The sequence below is a fragment of the Alcanivorax sediminis genome (assembly GCF_009601165.1).
GTDB classification, from domain to species: Bacteria; Pseudomonadota; Gammaproteobacteria; order Pseudomonadales; family Alcanivoracaceae; genus Alcanivorax; species Alcanivorax sediminis.
This window is the reverse complement of sequence record NZ_WIRE01000001.1, coordinates 2,914,940-2,930,197: the sequence shown is the minus strand read 5'-3', so window position 1 is coordinate 2,930,197 and position 15,258 is coordinate 2,914,940. Positions and strand designations below refer to the sequence as shown.

Here is a 15,258-nt window from a genome sequence, read left to right as displayed (position 1 = left end):
GGTTCAGCCCACTTTGATAAGCTGAACTTCCCCTTTTTCGTCGATTTCTGCAATGTGCCCTTTGGGCTCATCGAGAAACTGGACGGCAGCCAGAGCAACGGCGGCGCTGGCAGCAATCACCAGGAAGAAGGTGCTGGGATCCACAAAGGTCAGCACGGTCAGGAAAATCACGGCGCCGGTATTGCCGTAGGCTCCTACCATGCCGGCAATCTGGCCGGTGAGACGGCGCTTGATCAGCGGTACGGTGGCAAAAACCGCGCCTTCACCAGCCTGAACAAAGAAGGAACAACACATGGTGGCAATAACAGCCAGTGCCACGGGCCAGGTGCTGCCGATCTGACTCATCAGACCATAACCCACCATCAGGCCGGCGAGCAGGATAATCAGGGATTTCTTGCGGCCAAACTTGTCAGAGAGCCAGCCGCCACCGGGACGGGCCGCCAGGTTCATGAAGGCATAACCGGAGGCGAGCAGGCCTGCCATTACTGGCTCGAGCCCAAAGGTGTCGGCAAAGAACAGGGGCAGCATGGACACTACGGCCAGCTCCGAACCGAAGGTCACCAGGTATGACAGGTCAAGAATGGCAACCTGCTTGAAGCTGTAACGGTCGTGTTCATCCACCCCTTCCTTGAGGTGCTCGCGGTTAACGCGCCACGCCTGACCGATCTGCACGATGCCAAGAGCCAGGATGAGGGCAATCAAGACGTACTGGGGTGTAGTGCCAAACAGGGCCAGGTTGGACGGACCGAGACGCCATACGATGACCAACAGGGCGGCATACAGCGGTACGCTCATGGCGAGATAGAAGTACAGGTCACGCTTGGTACTGACTTCCAGCGCCGCGCTACGCTTGGGCTTGAAGTAGGAAGAACCCTTGGGGGTATTGCGTGCACGCCACAGGAAAACCAGGCCATAAAGCAGGGCGATCAGGCCGGTGCTGGCAATGGCCCAGCGCCAACCATCATCGCCACCAAACATCATGGCGACAGTCGGGAGGGTAATCGCTGCGGCGGCAGAGCCGAAGTTGCCCCAGCCACCGTACACACCTTCAGCCAGACCCACTTCGTTTGCCGGGAACCACTCACCAATCAGGCGAATGCCGACAACAAAGCCCGCTCCGACAAAACCCAGCAGCAAACGGGTAATGGCCAGCTGTTCAAATGTCGTGGACATGGCAAATGCCCAGCAAGGGAAGGCGGAGATGATCAGGAGAGAACCGAATACCTTGCGGGGACCGTAGCGATCTACCAGCGAACCGATGATGACGCGGGAAGGAATCGTCAGGGCGACGTTAAGGATCAGCAAGGCCTTGACCTGCTCAGTGGTCAGATCAAAGGCCTCACGCAGATGCCCCATGAGCGGCGCATGGGAAAACCACACAACAAAGGTAATGAAGAAGGCGATCCAGCTCAGGTGTAGCAGGCGGATGCGCGGTGCAGAAAAATTAAGAAGGTTCAGCTTGTCGGCGCTCATGATGGCTCCATCCACGGGCGGTTGGTCGATGCAGCGGTTAAAGCAATCGTCGTGCCAACATTTAAGGTATTGAATTTAAAGGGTTTGTTTCTGTTTTGGGCTAAAAGTGAGAAAGTTTGTGCAGGATAGTGAGGCTTTTGGCTGCATCATGGGGCGAAAATGATGCGCTCCATGTGTGCAAAAACGGGATTTCCGGAGTTTGCTGCAAATGAGTGCTTTGGGGCTGCGTCGAGGTTGTGCTCTCCATGTGCCGGACAGGGGGTAGAGCCTGTATGCAGATAAAGGCTGGGTGGTGTTTGGTGCTGATATTGTTGCGCCTTCCTTATACAGGAAAGGCTGGGTGCTCGAATGGGGCATTTTTCAGCAACGGGAGAATGCAGCTGCAGAAAGGCTGAAATGTGAGCAGTGCGCATCGTTGGCGCGCAATTATGACTCATGGAGGTGCACGAAAAGGTGCATCGTCGTCGTGCATTAACGCATTAAAAAAATGCATTGAAATGCGCTTCTTCGCCAAATAATCAATAAAAGCTTATCAAAAACAGTGGGTTAACAAGTTGGCACAGCCCTTGCTGTATGTCGGTGTCAGTTACGCACCGCGAGGGTGAGCCTTATGGCCAAGCAACAACTTCTTTTGATCGGACACGGGATGGTAGGTCAGCGTTATCTGGAAGCGCTGGTTGCCCAGGGTGGCCGTGAGCAATTCGACATTACCGTACTGTGTGAAGAGCCGCTGCCGGCTTACGACCGTGTCGGGTTGACCAGTTATTTTTCCGGCAAGACTGCCGATGACCTGTCGCTGGTACCGCAGGGCTTCTTTGAAGAGCACAACATTGCCCTGAAGCTCAAGACCCGCGCAGACAGCATTGATCGTGCGGCGAAAACCGTCACGACCAACACCGGTGAAACCCTCTCTTACGACAAGCTGGTACTGGCCACCGGTTCTTATCCTTTCGTGCCGCCGATCCCGGGTAACGATCGCGAAAACTGCTTTGTGTACCGCACCATCGACGATCTGGACGCCATGATTGCCGCCAGCAAGGGTGGCAAGGTGGGTACCGTCGTGGGCGGCGGTCTGCTCGGGCTGGAAGCGGCCAAGGCGCTGCACGATCTTGGTCTGGAAACCCATGTGGTGGAATTTGCTCCGCGTTTGATGGCCGTACAGGTCGATGATTTTGGTGGCGCGCTGCTCAAGGACAAGATCCAGGAGCTGGGCGTGAAGGTCCATACCAGCACCGGCACCCAGGAAATTGTCGATGGCGAAAGCTGCAAGCACCGTATGGTGTTTGGTGAAGACAAGCATCTGGAAACCGACCTGATTGTGTTCTCTGCCGGTATTCGTCCCCAGGATGCACTGGGTCGCGCCTGCGAACTGGAGCTGGGCGAGCGGGGCGGTATCGTGGTCAACGACCACTGCCTCACCTCCGATGCCGATGTCTATGCCATAGGTGAAGTGGCGCTGTGGAATGGCCGCATCTTTGGTCTGGTGGCGCCGGGTTACCAGATGGCGGAAATCGCTGCCGAACACCTGATGGGCAAGGCTGACAAGTCCTTCCAGGGTGCTGACATGAGCACCAAGCTCAAACTGATGGGTGTCGACGTGGCCTCCATCGGCGATGCCCATGGCAGCACTCCGGGCTGTCGCAGTACCGTATTCATGGATCAGACCGCAGGCGTTTACAAGAAAGCGGTGATCAGTGAGTGTGGCAAGAAGCTGCTGGGTGCGGTGCTGGTCGGTGATGCCGCCGATTACGGCAACTTGCTGCAGCTGTGCCTGAACGAAATGGACTTGCCGGGTGATCCGGCTGCCCTGGTGGCACCGGTATCCGATGGTGCGCCGCTGCTGGGTGCCGACGCATTGCCCGACACCGCCCAGATTTGTTCCTGTAATAACGTGTCCAAAGGTGATCTGTGCGCCGCGATCGATGGTGGCGCCATGACCGTGGGTGACCTGAAAGCCTGTACCAAGGCTTCTGCGACCTGTGGTGGTTGTTCCGCCTTGGTGAAGCAGGTACTGGACAGCGAGCTGGAAAAACGTGGTGTGGAAGTGAACAACCACCTCTGCGAACACTTCCCGTATTCCCGTCAGGAAATTTATCACCTGGTGCGTGTTGGTCAGATCACCACCTTTGACGAGTTGCTCGAGAAGCACGGCACAGGTGACGGTTGTGACATCTGTAAACCGACGGCAGCATCAGTACTGGCGTCCTGCTGGAACGACTATGTGCTGAACAAGCCCCACGCCGGTTTGCAGGACACCAACGATTACTTCCTCGGCAACATGCAGCGTGATGGCACCTATTCCATCGTACCCCGTGTGGCGGGTGGTGAAATCACTCCCGACAAATTGATCGTGCTGGGTGAAGTAGCCAAGAAGTATGACCTCTATACCAAGATCACGGGTGGCCAGCGTGTTGATCTGTTCGGCGCACGCGTGGAGCAACTGCCGGAAATCTGGAAGATCCTGGTCGATGCTGGTTTTGAGACCGGTCACGCCTACGGCAAGTCCCTGCGTACCGTGAAGTCCTGTGTCGGTTCTACCTGGTGTCGCTACGGGGTGAAAGACTCTGTCGGCACTGCCATCCAGGTAGAAGAGCGCTACAAGGGCCTGCGTAGCCCGCACAAACTGAAGATGGCCATCAGCGGATGTACCCGTGAGTGCGCCGAAGCGCAGAGCAAGGACGTGGGTGTCATTGCCACCGAGAAAGGCTGGAATCTGTACGTGTGTGGTAACGGTGGCATGCGTCCCCGTCACGCCGACCTGTTTGCCTCTGACCTGTCTGATGAAGAGCTGATTAAAACCATCGACCGTTTCCTGATGTTCTACATCAAGACGGCAGATCGTTTGCAGCGCACCAGCGTCTGGCTGGAAAACCTGGAAGGTGGCCTGGACTACCTGAAGGAAGTCATTCTGGAAGACTCGCTGGGCATCGGGGAAGAACTGGAAGAACAGATGAAGCACGTGATCGCCACTTACCAGTGTGAGTGGAAGACCACGGTGGAAGACGAGGAAGCGGTTAAGCGCTTCAAGCATTTCGTCAACGATGAGAGCGCCGACGACAACCTGCAATACGTGCGTGAGCGCGGTCAGCGTCGTCCGGCTTACGATCATGAACGTATCGAACTGGTTGAGGAGGCATAAGCATGAACAGCGCTCTGGCAGTGGAATGGAAAGCCGTGTGCAAGGTAAGCGATGTGCTGCCGGGTACCGGAGTAGGTGTGCGTTTGCCAGAAGGTCAGGCGGCATTATTCTGCACCCGCGATGGCCACTTCTTTGCACTCGATAATATGGACCCGTTCAGCCATGCGAATGTGCTGAGCAGGGGGCTGCTGGGATCACTGGGAGGCCGCAAAGTGGTCGCTTCCCCGATCTACAAGCAGCACTTTGATCTGGAGACCGGTCAGTGTCTCGAAGATGAAACCGTCACCTTGAATGTCTATCCGGTTCGGGTGGAAGGCGACGTCATCGAAGTTGCCACCTCGGCAACAAACTGACCATAAGGGTAGGGCAGTAATGAAGAAACTGGTGGTAATCGGTAACGGCATGGCGGCCATCCGTCTGCTGGAGGAGGTCACTCGCCTGGCGCCAGATCTGTATCAGATCACCGTCGTCGGCGAGGAGCCCTTTGCCGGTTACAACCGGGTCATGCTGTCCCCCTTGTTGGGTGGTGGTACGGATGAAACCGCCATCACCACCCACCCGCACCAGTGGTACCGGGACCGGAATATTCGACTCATAACCGGTTCACCGGTGGTGGCTATCCGCCGCCACCGTCGTCAGGTGGTCACCGCCGCCGGCCACAAGCTGGACTACGACCGCCTGGTGCTGGCTACCGGGGCTGCGCCCCGCAAGCTACCCGTTGAGGGTGTCGAATTACAGGGCGTCATGAGTTTTCGTGACCTTTATGACGTCCGCAAGTTGTTGTCGCTCTCGGCCGCCCGTGTAGTGGTCGTGGGCGGCGGCTTTTTAGGGCTGGAGGCCGCCGATGCGCTGGTGAAGCAGGGGCACGATGTGACCCTGATACACAGTCGCGGCCATCTGCTGAATCAACAACTGGACGAAACCGCGGGCCATCGTTTGCAGGCCGACCTGGAACAGCGTGGCGTGAAATTCGTCATGCAGGCGCGCACCGCGTCGTTGCAAGATGACGGTGAAGGAGCGATATCCGCGGTGATTCTTGGCGATGGTCAGCGCCTGCCAGCCGACTACATGGTTCAGGCCGTTGGGATTGTTCCGCGCACTGAACTGGCCGATCAAGCAGGCTTAACCGTTAACCAAGGTGTCCGTGTGGACGATACCTTGCAAACGTTTGACCCTGCCATTTACGCCATTGGCGAATGCGTGGAGCACCGTAACCGCACCTTTGGCCTGGTCGCGCCGTTGTATGAACAGGCAGCGGTCTGTGCCAGCCATCTGGCAGAGCTTGGGCACCGTCGTTACCTGTTTGCCGATAGTGCTACCCGTCTCAAAATTTCCGGCATTGATCTGGTGTCCCTTGGGGATTTTGAAGGGGAAGGGGAAACCCTGCAGCTCAATCTGCCGGACAGTTATCGCCGCTTGCAGGTGGTGGATAATCGCATTGTCGGTATGGTGCTGTATGGGGATGTCACTGATGCAGCCTGGTATGAAAACCTGTGGCGGGAGCGTACCGACATCACGTCGTTGCGCGAGGTCCTGCTCATGGGGGAGGCGTTCTGCAACGCAGCTGGCAAGCGTGGTGACAGCGAGGAGGAAATCGCCGCATGAGTAGTATCTGTACCACCTGTCCATATTGTGGTGTTGGTTGCGGTATCCGCACCGATGGCAAAACCCTGCAAGGTGACGAAGTTCACCCTGCCAATGGTGGGCGCTTGTGCGTGAAGGGTTCTTCTGTGCTGGAGACCCTGGGTGATCAGGACCGATTGCTTTACCCGGAAATTGACGGTCAGCGAACCAGCTGGGACCAGGCTCTGGATGAGGTGGCCAGCCGTTTTCGTCGTATTGTGGATGAACATGGCCCTGATGCAGTGGCGTTCTATGTGTCCGGTCAGTTGCTGACGGAAGATTATTACGTTGCCAACAAATTGATGAAGGGCTACATCGGCAGCGCCAACATCGATACCAATTCCCGCCTGTGCATGAGTAGCGCGGTCGTGGCCCACAAGCGCGCTTTTGGTGAGGATGTGGTGCCGGGCTGTTATGAAGACCTGGAAGTTGCCGATCTGGTCATCCTGACCGGTTCCAATACCGCCTGGGCGCACCCCATCGTTTACCAGCGTATTGCCGCTGCCAAAGAGGCTCGCCCGGAAATGAAAGTGGTGGTGATCGACCCCCGTCGCACCGCCACCTGTGATTTGGCCGATCTGCACATTGCTATTCGTCCCGGGCAGGATGTGCCCTTGTTCAACGGCCTGCTGACCTGGCTGGATGATCACAACGCTCTCGATAACGAATACATTGCGGCGCATACCAACGGCTTTGACGCGACCCTTGCCACGGCAAGGGAGCAAGGCAATAACTGGGATGAGCTGGCCGACTTCATGGGGGTGTCCAAGGTAGATCTGACCACCTTCTATCACTGGTTTGCCACCTGCGACAAAACCGTCACAGTCTTTTCCCAGGGGATTAACCAGGCGCGTAATGGCTCCGACCAAGGCAACGCAATCATCAATGCACACCTGGCCACTGGCCGGGTCGGCAAGCCTGGCGCCAGTCCGTTCTCCATTACGGGGCAGCCCAATGCCATGGGTGGCAGGGAAGTAGGCGGACTCGCCAACCAGTTGGCTGTCCATCTGGATATTGATAACCCCGAGCACCATGCCGCCGTGGCGGATTTCTGGCAGACCGACAAGCTGGCCACCCAGAATGGCCTGACGGCCGTAGACCTGTTCAACGCGGTGGAAAGCGGCAAGGTTAAAGCCGTCTGGATTATGGCCACCAACCCGGTGGATTCACTCCCTGAAGCGGATCGCGTACGCCATGCGCTAATGGCCTGCGATACCGTGGTGGTCTCTGACTGCGTGGCCAGTGGCGACACCCTGGCCTGCGCAGACATCCGCCTGCCGGCGCTGGGCTGGGGGGAAAAGTCCGGCATGGTGACCAACTCCGAGCGTTGCGTGTCCCGCCAGCGGCCCTTCGTGCCTGCACCAGGGGAAGCAAAGGCAGATTGGTGGATCATTACGGAAGTGGCGCGCCGCATGGGTTACCCGCAGGCGTTTGCCTATCAGCACGAACATGAAATTTTTTCCGAGTACTCGGCGCTCACCGCACTGGCTGGCCGGTTTGGCAAGCGGCTTGACCTGACAGCAGCGGCGGAACTGAGCGCCGACCAATATGAAAATTGGGCCCCGCAGCAGTGGCCCTTGCAGAGCGATCCCCGCTGTTTCGGGGATGGCCACTTTGCTACGGCGGATGGCCGTGCCCGCTTTGTCGTGTGCAAAAATCCGGTGGTTCACAAGATCGGTGAGGCTTTCCCGGTCATCCTCAATAGCGGCCGTATCCGGGATCAGTGGCATACCATGACACGGACCGGCCGGGCCGGGCGCCTGTTTGCTCACCTCAGTGAGCCCTTCACAGCACTGCATCCGAAAGATATTGAGCGTTATCGACTCAAGGATGGTGGCTTTGTCCGCCTGACCAGCAAAGTCGGTGATGCCCTGGTGCGGGTAAAAAGCGATGCCGGGCAGCGTCCGGGTACGGCTTTTATGCCCATGCACTGGACTGATCAGTTTTCTCGTCGGGCCAGGGTGGATGCCCTGGTGCCGGCACGTCTGGATCCGCATTCCGGTCAGCCTGCGTTCAAGCATACGCCGGTTCATGTCAGCGACTGGCAACCCCGCTGGCATGGCTGGTTGTTCACGGCGGCAACCCCGCCCGCCGTGGAGTACTGGGCCCGAGTTCCCGTCGATGCATTTTTGCAGGCGGGCCAGGTACAACGCTATCGGCTGGCCGGCGATGCGGACCTAACCGAACAACAGCTTCATGAATGGATGCCGGAGGCGGCGCAGTGGCTGGCGCTGAATGATCCCTCCACCGGTCATTACCGTCGCGCAGCACTGGATCAGAATGGCAAGCTGATTGCCTGGCTGGCCATTGGCGAGAATCTGCCGCTGTGCGATGTGGAATGGCTGGCCAGCTGCTTTGCCGATGAACAGGACGTGCAACCCTTGTCCATCCTGGCAGGGCAACCCGCCGATGCTGGCCCGGATCTCGGGCCAGTGATTTGCAGTTGCCATCAGGTTCGCCAGAAAACCATCGAAACGGCAGTCGAAGAGGGCGCCGATTCCGTGGAAGCTATTGGCCAGTGCTGCAAGGCAGGAACCAACTGTGGTTCCTGTATTCCGGAGCTGAAGGGGCTGCTGGTTGCCACCATGGCGTGATGTGTAACAGCCTTCCCCGTAATGCATCCAAGAACGAATGCATTACGGGGTTCCCATGAAAAGTCTCAAGTCTCTGTTTATTTCAGCACAGATCACCCTGGCGGTGATCACGGTCGTTGTGGCGTCCTGGCTGGCCGCAACCAGTAATCCTTTTGCCGTGACGCTGCTCATTCCCGCGCTGCCTTTTCTCATTTTCCTGGGGCGGCTTTTTCTTTCACCCACGGCTCGAACCAGTGCCAACCTTCCCTGGGTCTTCTGGCCCACGGTGATGGGTACAGTTGTCGTGCTGGCACTGTTTGCTGCCGGTAAGGCCTGCTGGTTGATGAGTAGCCTGGCGGTCATGAATCTTCTTGGTGTGTTTCTTTATATCCGCTGGTATAGCCGCTACCAGGAGCGCCCGCTCAAAGCTGAACTGGGCAAACCTTTCCCTTCAGTGCGCTTTACCAGTCTTGAAGGAAACGAAGTGACCACCGATATTTTCTCTGGCTCCCCGGCGATCCTGATGTTTTACCGTGGTAACTGGTGCCCCCTGTGTATGGCGCAGATTCGGGAAATTGCCGAGCAGTATCAGTCGCTTCAGGAAAAAGGCGTGCGGGTGGCGTTGGTCAGCCCGCAGTCACATTCACAGACGGCCTCCCTGGCCAGGCAGTTTTCGGTGCAGTTCGATTTTCTTCGCGATGACCACAATCGAGCAGCCACAGCACTGGGTATTGTGGATAGCGGCGGCACACCGGCGGGGCTGGAGGCATTGGGTTACGACAGTGATACCGTCATGCCAACCGTCTTGATTCTGGATAAAGAAGGGCGGCTGGTTTACCAGCACCTCACCGATAACTATCGCATCCGCCCCGAGCCTGCAGTGTTTATAGGGGTGCTGGAGGAGAAGGGGCTGATTTGAGGAGGCGCTGAAAATTTAAAGTTGAAATAGCGCGAGGGTGTGTCGTGTAAGCGTTGAGCTCTTCGCTCCGCCTTGCCCGGTTTGATTCTGGTTTTTGTGGGAGGTTCAGCTTGTCAAACGAAGAACCCGGGACTGTATTCGTTGAGCAAGCTGAACCTCCCATGCCTTCTGGAAACTATCTTCTAAACAGCCAGTAAGGTGGCATTGCACCAGCCCATTGGCACGGCGGCCCGAGCCCCGCACTTTTCAGCTTTCAACTGATCCGCTAATCCTTCCCCTTCAATGACAACCTTGGCAACTTGCTACCACACTGCTTGCAGAACCGCGCATCCGGATCATGGGAATGCCAATGGCACTCGGTGCATTCACGCTCGTACTGCATGCTGGTGCGCGCCGCAGAGATTTCGGCGGTAACGATGCCGGTGGGGACAGCAATGATGGCGTAGCCGGTAATCATGGCCAACGATGCGATCAACTGGCCGAGCGGGGTTTGCGGGGAAATGTCGCCATAGCCCACCGTGGTGATGGTCACGATGGCCCAATAGATACTGCGTGGAATACTGGTGAAGCCGTTTTCCGGGCCTTCCACCACATACATGACGCTGCCGAAAATGATGATCACCACAAACACCGAGAACATGAAGATGGCGATCTTGCGGCGGGTGCGTACCAGCGCCAGGCCCAGCTGGTTGGCCTCGCCCATGAACTTCACCAGCTTCATTACCCGGAACACTCGTAATACCCGCAGGGCACGAATGGTCAGCAGGTAGTTTGAGCCCGCAAGCACAAGACTCAAATACGTGGGAATGATGGCTAACAGGTCTACGACGCCGTAGAAGCTACGGGCATAACGTAACGGTCGCTCACTGACCCATAGGCGTACCGCATATTCCAGAGTGAACAGGAGGGTGAAGAACCACTCTGCAGCGTACAGCCAGGTTCCATAGTCACCATGCAGGCTGGCAACACTGTCCAGCATGACGGCAACCACACTTCCCAGGATCGCCACGATCAGGATGACATCGAACAACTGTCCGGCCGGAGTGTCTGTGCCGAAAATAATATGACGCCATCGCTGCCTCAGACTTTCCATATCCCGTCCTGGTTCTCTTATCATCAACAAAGCTGAGCGTATTGTGGCTTGTTACGAATCGGATGACCACTTAGTCTGAATAACAGGAATCTTGAGCGCATTCGAACATGAACAAAAACAACAATACGGTGTTTCCTGGCACCAGCTGGCAAGGCAAGGTGGTGATTACGGCCATGAAAACCCTGGTCAAGCCGGTGGTGAATCGTCTCCGTTTCAGTCGCCGCTTCATGAAGTTTTCCCAGCTGGGTTTTGATACGGTCACGCTGGCGCTACCGGTGCACTCGGATGTGCATATTTCCCCCGCGCTGGTGGGAGGGGTGCCCGGTGAATGGCTGATTGCCGGGCGTGGGGTGCGTTCAAACCGGGTGGTGCTGTACTTCCACGGCGGCGCCTACTTTTTTGGTTCCCCCCGTTCTCACCGGGCAGTAACCTGGCGCATGAGTCAGCACTGCAAGGCCAAAGTCCTTGCGCTGGATTATCGGCAGCCGCCGGATTGGGCTTATCCTGCCCCCATTGATGATGCGGTCCGTGCCTACAAGGCATTGCTGGAGCTGGGTTACGACCCCGACCATATCGTGTTTGCCGGCGATTCCGCGGGCGGTAACCTTACGCTGGTGACCATGCTGCGCCTGCGTGATCTTGGCTTGCCGCTGCCGTCCTGTGCAGTCTTGATCAGCCCCTGGGCGGATCTCACCTGCACGGGAGAGAGTATTGTCAGCAACGCCAATCACGACCCCCTTATTCCCATGGATGCCCTGCGGTTTGTCTCTGGTTCCTACAGCCGTGAGCATGATCCCGCATCACCATTGATCTCTCCGGTATATGCGGACTACACAGGCTTGCCTCCGATACTGGTTCAGGTCGGCAGCACCGAAGTCTTGCTCAGCGATGCCGAGCGCGTGGCAGAGCAGGCGGAGAAAGCCGGGGTACCCTGTGAACTGCAGGTGTGGGAGAACATGCCCCATGTGTTCCATGCGTTGGCATCATGGATTCCTGAGGCAGGACGAGCCCTGCAGGAGATTGGCGCCTTTGTGCATGATCACCTCAGTCAGCGCGACGATGATAGCCATGTACGTGCCCACGCCAGGGTAGTGCGAGGGCGCCAGTGACGGGAATACATAATTGAGATCCGCCCGTCTTGTTCCAAGTACTGTTTTAGCTTGAAGGATGGCCCTTGGCGTTCCGCCGGGTAGCTTCCGGCACAACACAGAGCCCCCTCACAGCTTTCCCTCAAGGCACCCCTGGCCACCCTAACTTACGCTTTTTTGCAGTGTGTAGTTTTCGCGTCTGTTTGGACACTAACCGTTTACGCTGGCTACGCGAAGTTACAGAGCGTCAACCTCCTTGCTCTACAGTAGATTGCACATCCCTCTCATAGTCCGACATGCACTTTCCCGTAATACCACGGAAGACATAACGACAAAGCACGATGGAGGGGTTCATCTTGGCCAATCAATTCAAACTCATGGTCGGCACCAGCGCCCTCGCGGCATTGCTGACAGCCTGTGGCGGAGGGGGCAGCAGCTCTCCCGCAGCAGAAGCCAGCGGTCCAACCGCTCGCGCGCTGCCGCCTGAGATCGCAGCGATTATCGATCAACAAAATCCGCTCACCGATGCTCTTTGCCCGCTGACCAGCGCGGCACCTGACGAGTTCGGTAATATCAGCCCGGAAGCTTGTCTCGAAGAAGGCGAGGAAGGGGCTGAGGAAGACGGCGGTGAGCAACTGTCTCTGGAACCAATCGTTCAGCAATTCTGTCCTGAAACTGTCCAGTCGATCGACGATATGGCCAGCTTCCCGGCGGCCTGTTTGCAGGAGGCCGCGGGTAACTTTGGTGACTTCGGCAACCTGATCGGCGGTGCTAACCCGATTACCGATGCCATCTGTCCGGAAGAGTCCGCAGACGGCGTGGTCGATCCGGCAAACTGTTTCGCTGAAGCTGCCGCCAGCGGCAATCTGCCAGGTGGTGGCGACGGTGGAGAAACCGGCGATCCCATTGCCGAACAACTCTGTCCGCAAACGGGATCCAGCACCCCCGATGCTGACGCGCCCACAGCCTGTCTGGATGAAGCCAGCCGCGTTTACATGACCATCGTGGACATGATCACGGCAACCAACCCGCTGACCGAACAGCTGTGCCCCATGGAGTCTGCCAGCGGCCGCTATGACCCGGATGACTGTTTTGCCGAGGCCACCATGGGCGCAGGCGGTTTCCCCGGTGACGGCGGAGATGGTGGTGATGGCAGCAACCCCTTTGCCCCGTTGATGGAACAGTTCTGCCCGGAAACGGCTGCGGCACCGTTGAGTGAGAGCACGGCCATTGTTTGCCTGTCAGAGGCGGGCGGTAACTTCCAGGAGGTTCAGGACCTGTTGACCGGCCCGAACCCGCTGACCGAGAACCTGTGTCCGGAAGCGGCACAGACCAGCCCGATTGATCCGGCTGGCTGCTTCATGGAAGCGGCGGGCGGTGGTTTGCCGGGCGGTGGAGGTGGTGGTAATCCGCTGGCTCCGGTCATGGAACAGTTCTGCCCTGAAACTGCGGCGGCTGATTTGGGCCCGACCACACCGATTGATTGTCTGACCGAAGCCGGTTCTGCCTTTGGTGATGTGGAAGAGCTGATCGGTGGCGCTAACCCGCTGACCGAAGCCCTGTGTCCGGAAGCGGCCCAGAACAGCCCGATTGATCCCGCCGCGTGCTTCATGGAAGCCACTGCGGGTGGTGCTCCGGGTGGCGGTGAGAACCCGCTGGCGCCGGTGATGGAGCAGTTCTGTCCAGAGACTGCGCTGGATGGTCTGAGTGAAACCACCGCCATCGACTGCCTGACTGAAGCAGGTAGCAACTTCCAGGACGTGCAGGATCTGCTGCTCGGCCCGAACCCGCTGACCGAAAACCTGTGCCCGACTGCGGCCCAGACGTCACCCATTGATCCGGCTGCCTGCTTTGAAGAAGCCGCAGGAGGCTCAGGTGGTGGTGGCGAAAATCCGCTGGCCCCGGTACTGGAGCAATTCTGCCCGAATACCGCTGGTGCGGCAGTGGGTCCAACCACGCCTATCGATTGTCTGACCGAAGCCGGTGAAGCCTTCGGCGATGTCCAGGATCTCATTGGTGGCGCTAACCCGCTTACCGAGCAGTTCTGTCCTGAAGAGTCGGCTGATGGTGAAGTTGATCCGGCAGTGTGCTTCGAAGAAGCGCTTTCTGGTGGTGCTCCCGGTGGTGGCGATAACCCGCTGCAACCGGTGCTGGATCAATTCTGTCCCGAAACCGCAGCAGGTGAAGTGGGCCCGACCACGCCGGTAGATTGTCTTGCCGAAGCGGGCAGCAACTTCCAGGACGTGCAGGATCTGCTGCTCGGCCCGAACCCGCTGACCGAAAACCTGTGCCCGACCGCGGCCCAGACGTCTCCCATCGATCCGGCTGCCTGTTTTGAAGAAGCGGCAGGTGGCTCCGGTGGTGGTGGCGAAAACCCGCTGGCGCCGGTCATGGCCCAGTTCTGCCCGGAAACGGCCATGGCGGACCTGGGGCCAACTACCCCCATTGACTGCCTTACTGAAGCCGGCGCTGCGTTCGGTGACGTGGAAGAGCTGATTGGTGGCGCAAACCCGCTGACCGAGGCCCTGTGTCCGGAAGCGGCCCAGAGCAGCCCGATTGATCCTGCCGCATGCTTCATGGAAGCGACGGGTGGCGGTACCCCGGGCGGCGGCGAGAATCCGCTGGCGCCGGTGCTGGAGCAGTTCTGTCCTGCCACTACCGAAATGGAAGTGGGCCCGACTACCCCGATTGACTGTCTGGCTGAAGCCGGTAGCACCTTCGGTAACATCGAAGATGTGCTGGGTGGCAGCAACCCGCTGACCGAGGCGTTCTGCCCGATGGAATCGGCTGATGGTTCCGTCGATCCGGCCACTTGCTTCGAAGAAGCGATCGCGGGTGGTGGCGGCGGTGGCGGTGAGAACCCGCTGGCGCCGGTGATGGAACAGTTCTGCCCGGTCACTGCGGGAGCCGAGCTGGGCCCGAACACCCCGTCAGACTGTCTGATGGAAGCCGGCGCCAACCTTGGCGCGCTGGAAGAGCTGCTTGGTCCGCTGAGCGAGCCGAACCCGCTGACCGAGCAGGTGTGTCCCGAGACCTCTGCTACTGGTTTGGTGGAGCCGACAGCGTGTTTCATCGAATCGCTTGAAGCCGTCGAGTTCCTGGACATTCCATTGTCCCCGGAATGTTCACTGCTCAGCGGTGCCAGTGACGAGGGTGATATTTCCCTGACTCTGGGTCTCGGCTGTTTGCTGGAAGAACTGAGTTCTACGGATGGTGACAGCAACCCGCTCACCGATCTGTTTGACTCTCTGCTGGGCGGACTGCTGTAAAAAGCGGCCTAACCAGAAACAAAGAAGCCCGGCTGATGCCGGGCTTTTTTGTTGCCGCTCCGCGGCTGCATCACGCCTCAC

9 protein-coding genes are annotated in these 15,258 nt (G+C 58.2%); 7 read left to right on the top strand and 2 right to left on the bottom strand.

The window, feature by feature from the left end:
• Nucleotides 1–3: 3 nt before the first annotated feature.
• A complete protein-coding gene (locus GFN93_RS13375) occupies nucleotides 4–1,473 on the bottom strand; it encodes a NarK family nitrate/nitrite MFS transporter (RefSeq protein WP_153501536.1) in 1,470 nt (489 codons plus the stop codon).
• Between the two features lie 610 nt (nucleotides 1,474–2,083).
• Here GFN93_RS13375 and nirB point away from each other — a divergent pair.
• Genes nirB through GFN93_RS13350 form a run of 5 tightly spaced genes read left to right on the top strand, consistent with a single transcriptional unit; the run spans nucleotide 2,084 to nucleotide 9,727 of the window.
• Complete coding sequence (gene nirB / locus GFN93_RS13370) at nucleotides 2,084–4,612, top strand: nitrite reductase large subunit NirB (protein WP_153501535.1); 2,529 nt, start codon at nucleotides 2,084–2,086, stop codon at nucleotides 4,610–4,612.
• A 2-nt stretch (nucleotides 4,613–4,614) separates the two neighbouring features.
• Entirely contained in the window at nucleotides 4,615–4,965 is a 351-nt protein-coding gene (gene nirD, locus GFN93_RS13365; RefSeq protein ID WP_153501534.1) for a nitrite reductase small subunit NirD, read from the top strand.
• A 19-nt stretch (nucleotides 4,966–4,984) separates the two neighbouring features.
• On the top strand, nucleotides 4,985–6,217 hold the full coding sequence (locus GFN93_RS13360; protein WP_153501533.1) for an NAD(P)/FAD-dependent oxidoreductase: 1,233 nt from the start codon (nucleotides 4,985–4,987) through the stop codon (nucleotides 6,215–6,217).
• Nucleotides 6,214–8,829, top strand: a complete 2,616-nt coding sequence (locus tag GFN93_RS13355) for a nitrate reductase (protein ID WP_153501532.1) — start codon at nucleotides 6,214–6,216, stop codon at nucleotides 8,827–8,829. Before GFN93_RS13360 ends, GFN93_RS13355 begins: the two co-directional genes overlap by 4 nt.
• Before the next feature lie 55 nt (nucleotides 8,830–8,884).
• Nucleotides 8,885–9,727: a peroxiredoxin family protein gene (locus GFN93_RS13350; protein ID WP_153501531.1), complete on the top strand. Its 843-nt coding sequence runs from the start codon at nucleotides 8,885–8,887 to the stop codon at nucleotides 9,725–9,727.
• Between the two features lie 265 nt (nucleotides 9,728–9,992).
• Here the strand turns inward: GFN93_RS13350 and GFN93_RS13345 are convergent, their stop codons facing one another.
• Nucleotides 9,993–10,820, bottom strand: a complete 828-nt coding sequence (locus GFN93_RS13345; RefSeq protein ID WP_153501530.1) for an ion transporter — start codon at nucleotides 10,818–10,820, stop codon at nucleotides 9,993–9,995.
• Between the two features lie 107 nt (nucleotides 10,821–10,927).
• On the opposite strand from GFN93_RS13345, the gene GFN93_RS13340 reads away from it, so the two are divergent.
• Both GFN93_RS13340 and GFN93_RS13335 read left to right on the top strand, forming a co-directional pair.
• Nucleotides 10,928–11,929 (top strand): alpha/beta hydrolase, encoded by a 1,002-nt coding sequence (locus GFN93_RS13340; protein ID WP_153501529.1) that lies wholly within the window; start codon nucleotides 10,928–10,930, stop codon nucleotides 11,927–11,929.
• Nucleotides 11,930–12,264: 335 nt separating this feature from the next.
• On the top strand, nucleotides 12,265–15,177 hold the full coding sequence (locus GFN93_RS13335; RefSeq protein WP_194285802.1) for a hypothetical protein: 2,913 nt from the start codon (nucleotides 12,265–12,267) through the stop codon (nucleotides 15,175–15,177).
• The last annotated feature ends 81 nt before the right edge of the window (nucleotides 15,178–15,258 follow it).

Coding starts and splice junctions, on each gene's coding strand:
- GFN93_RS13340 (WP_153501529.1), top strand. CDS start 10,928: ATGAACAAAAACAACAATACGGTGTTTCCTGGCACCAGCTGGCAAGGC.
- GFN93_RS13350 (WP_153501531.1), top strand. CDS start 8,885: ATGAAAAGTCTCAAGTCTCTGTTTATTTCAGCACAGATCACCCTGGCG.
- GFN93_RS13360 (WP_153501533.1), top strand. CDS start 4,985: ATGAAGAAACTGGTGGTAATCGGTAACGGCATGGCGGCCATCCGTCTG.
- nirB (WP_153501535.1), top strand. CDS start 2,084: ATGGCCAAGCAACAACTTCTTTTGATCGGACACGGGATGGTAGGTCAG.
- GFN93_RS13375 (WP_153501536.1), bottom strand. CDS start 1,473: ATGAGCGCCGACAAGCTGAACCTTCTTAATTTTTCTGCACCGCGCATC.
- GFN93_RS13355 (WP_153501532.1), top strand. CDS start 6,214: ATGAGTAGTATCTGTACCACCTGTCCATATTGTGGTGTTGGTTGCGGT.
- GFN93_RS13345 (WP_153501530.1), bottom strand. CDS start 10,820: ATGGAAAGTCTGAGGCAGCGATGGCGTCATATTATTTTCGGCACAGAC.
- nirD (WP_153501534.1), top strand. CDS start 4,615: ATGAACAGCGCTCTGGCAGTGGAATGGAAAGCCGTGTGCAAGGTAAGC.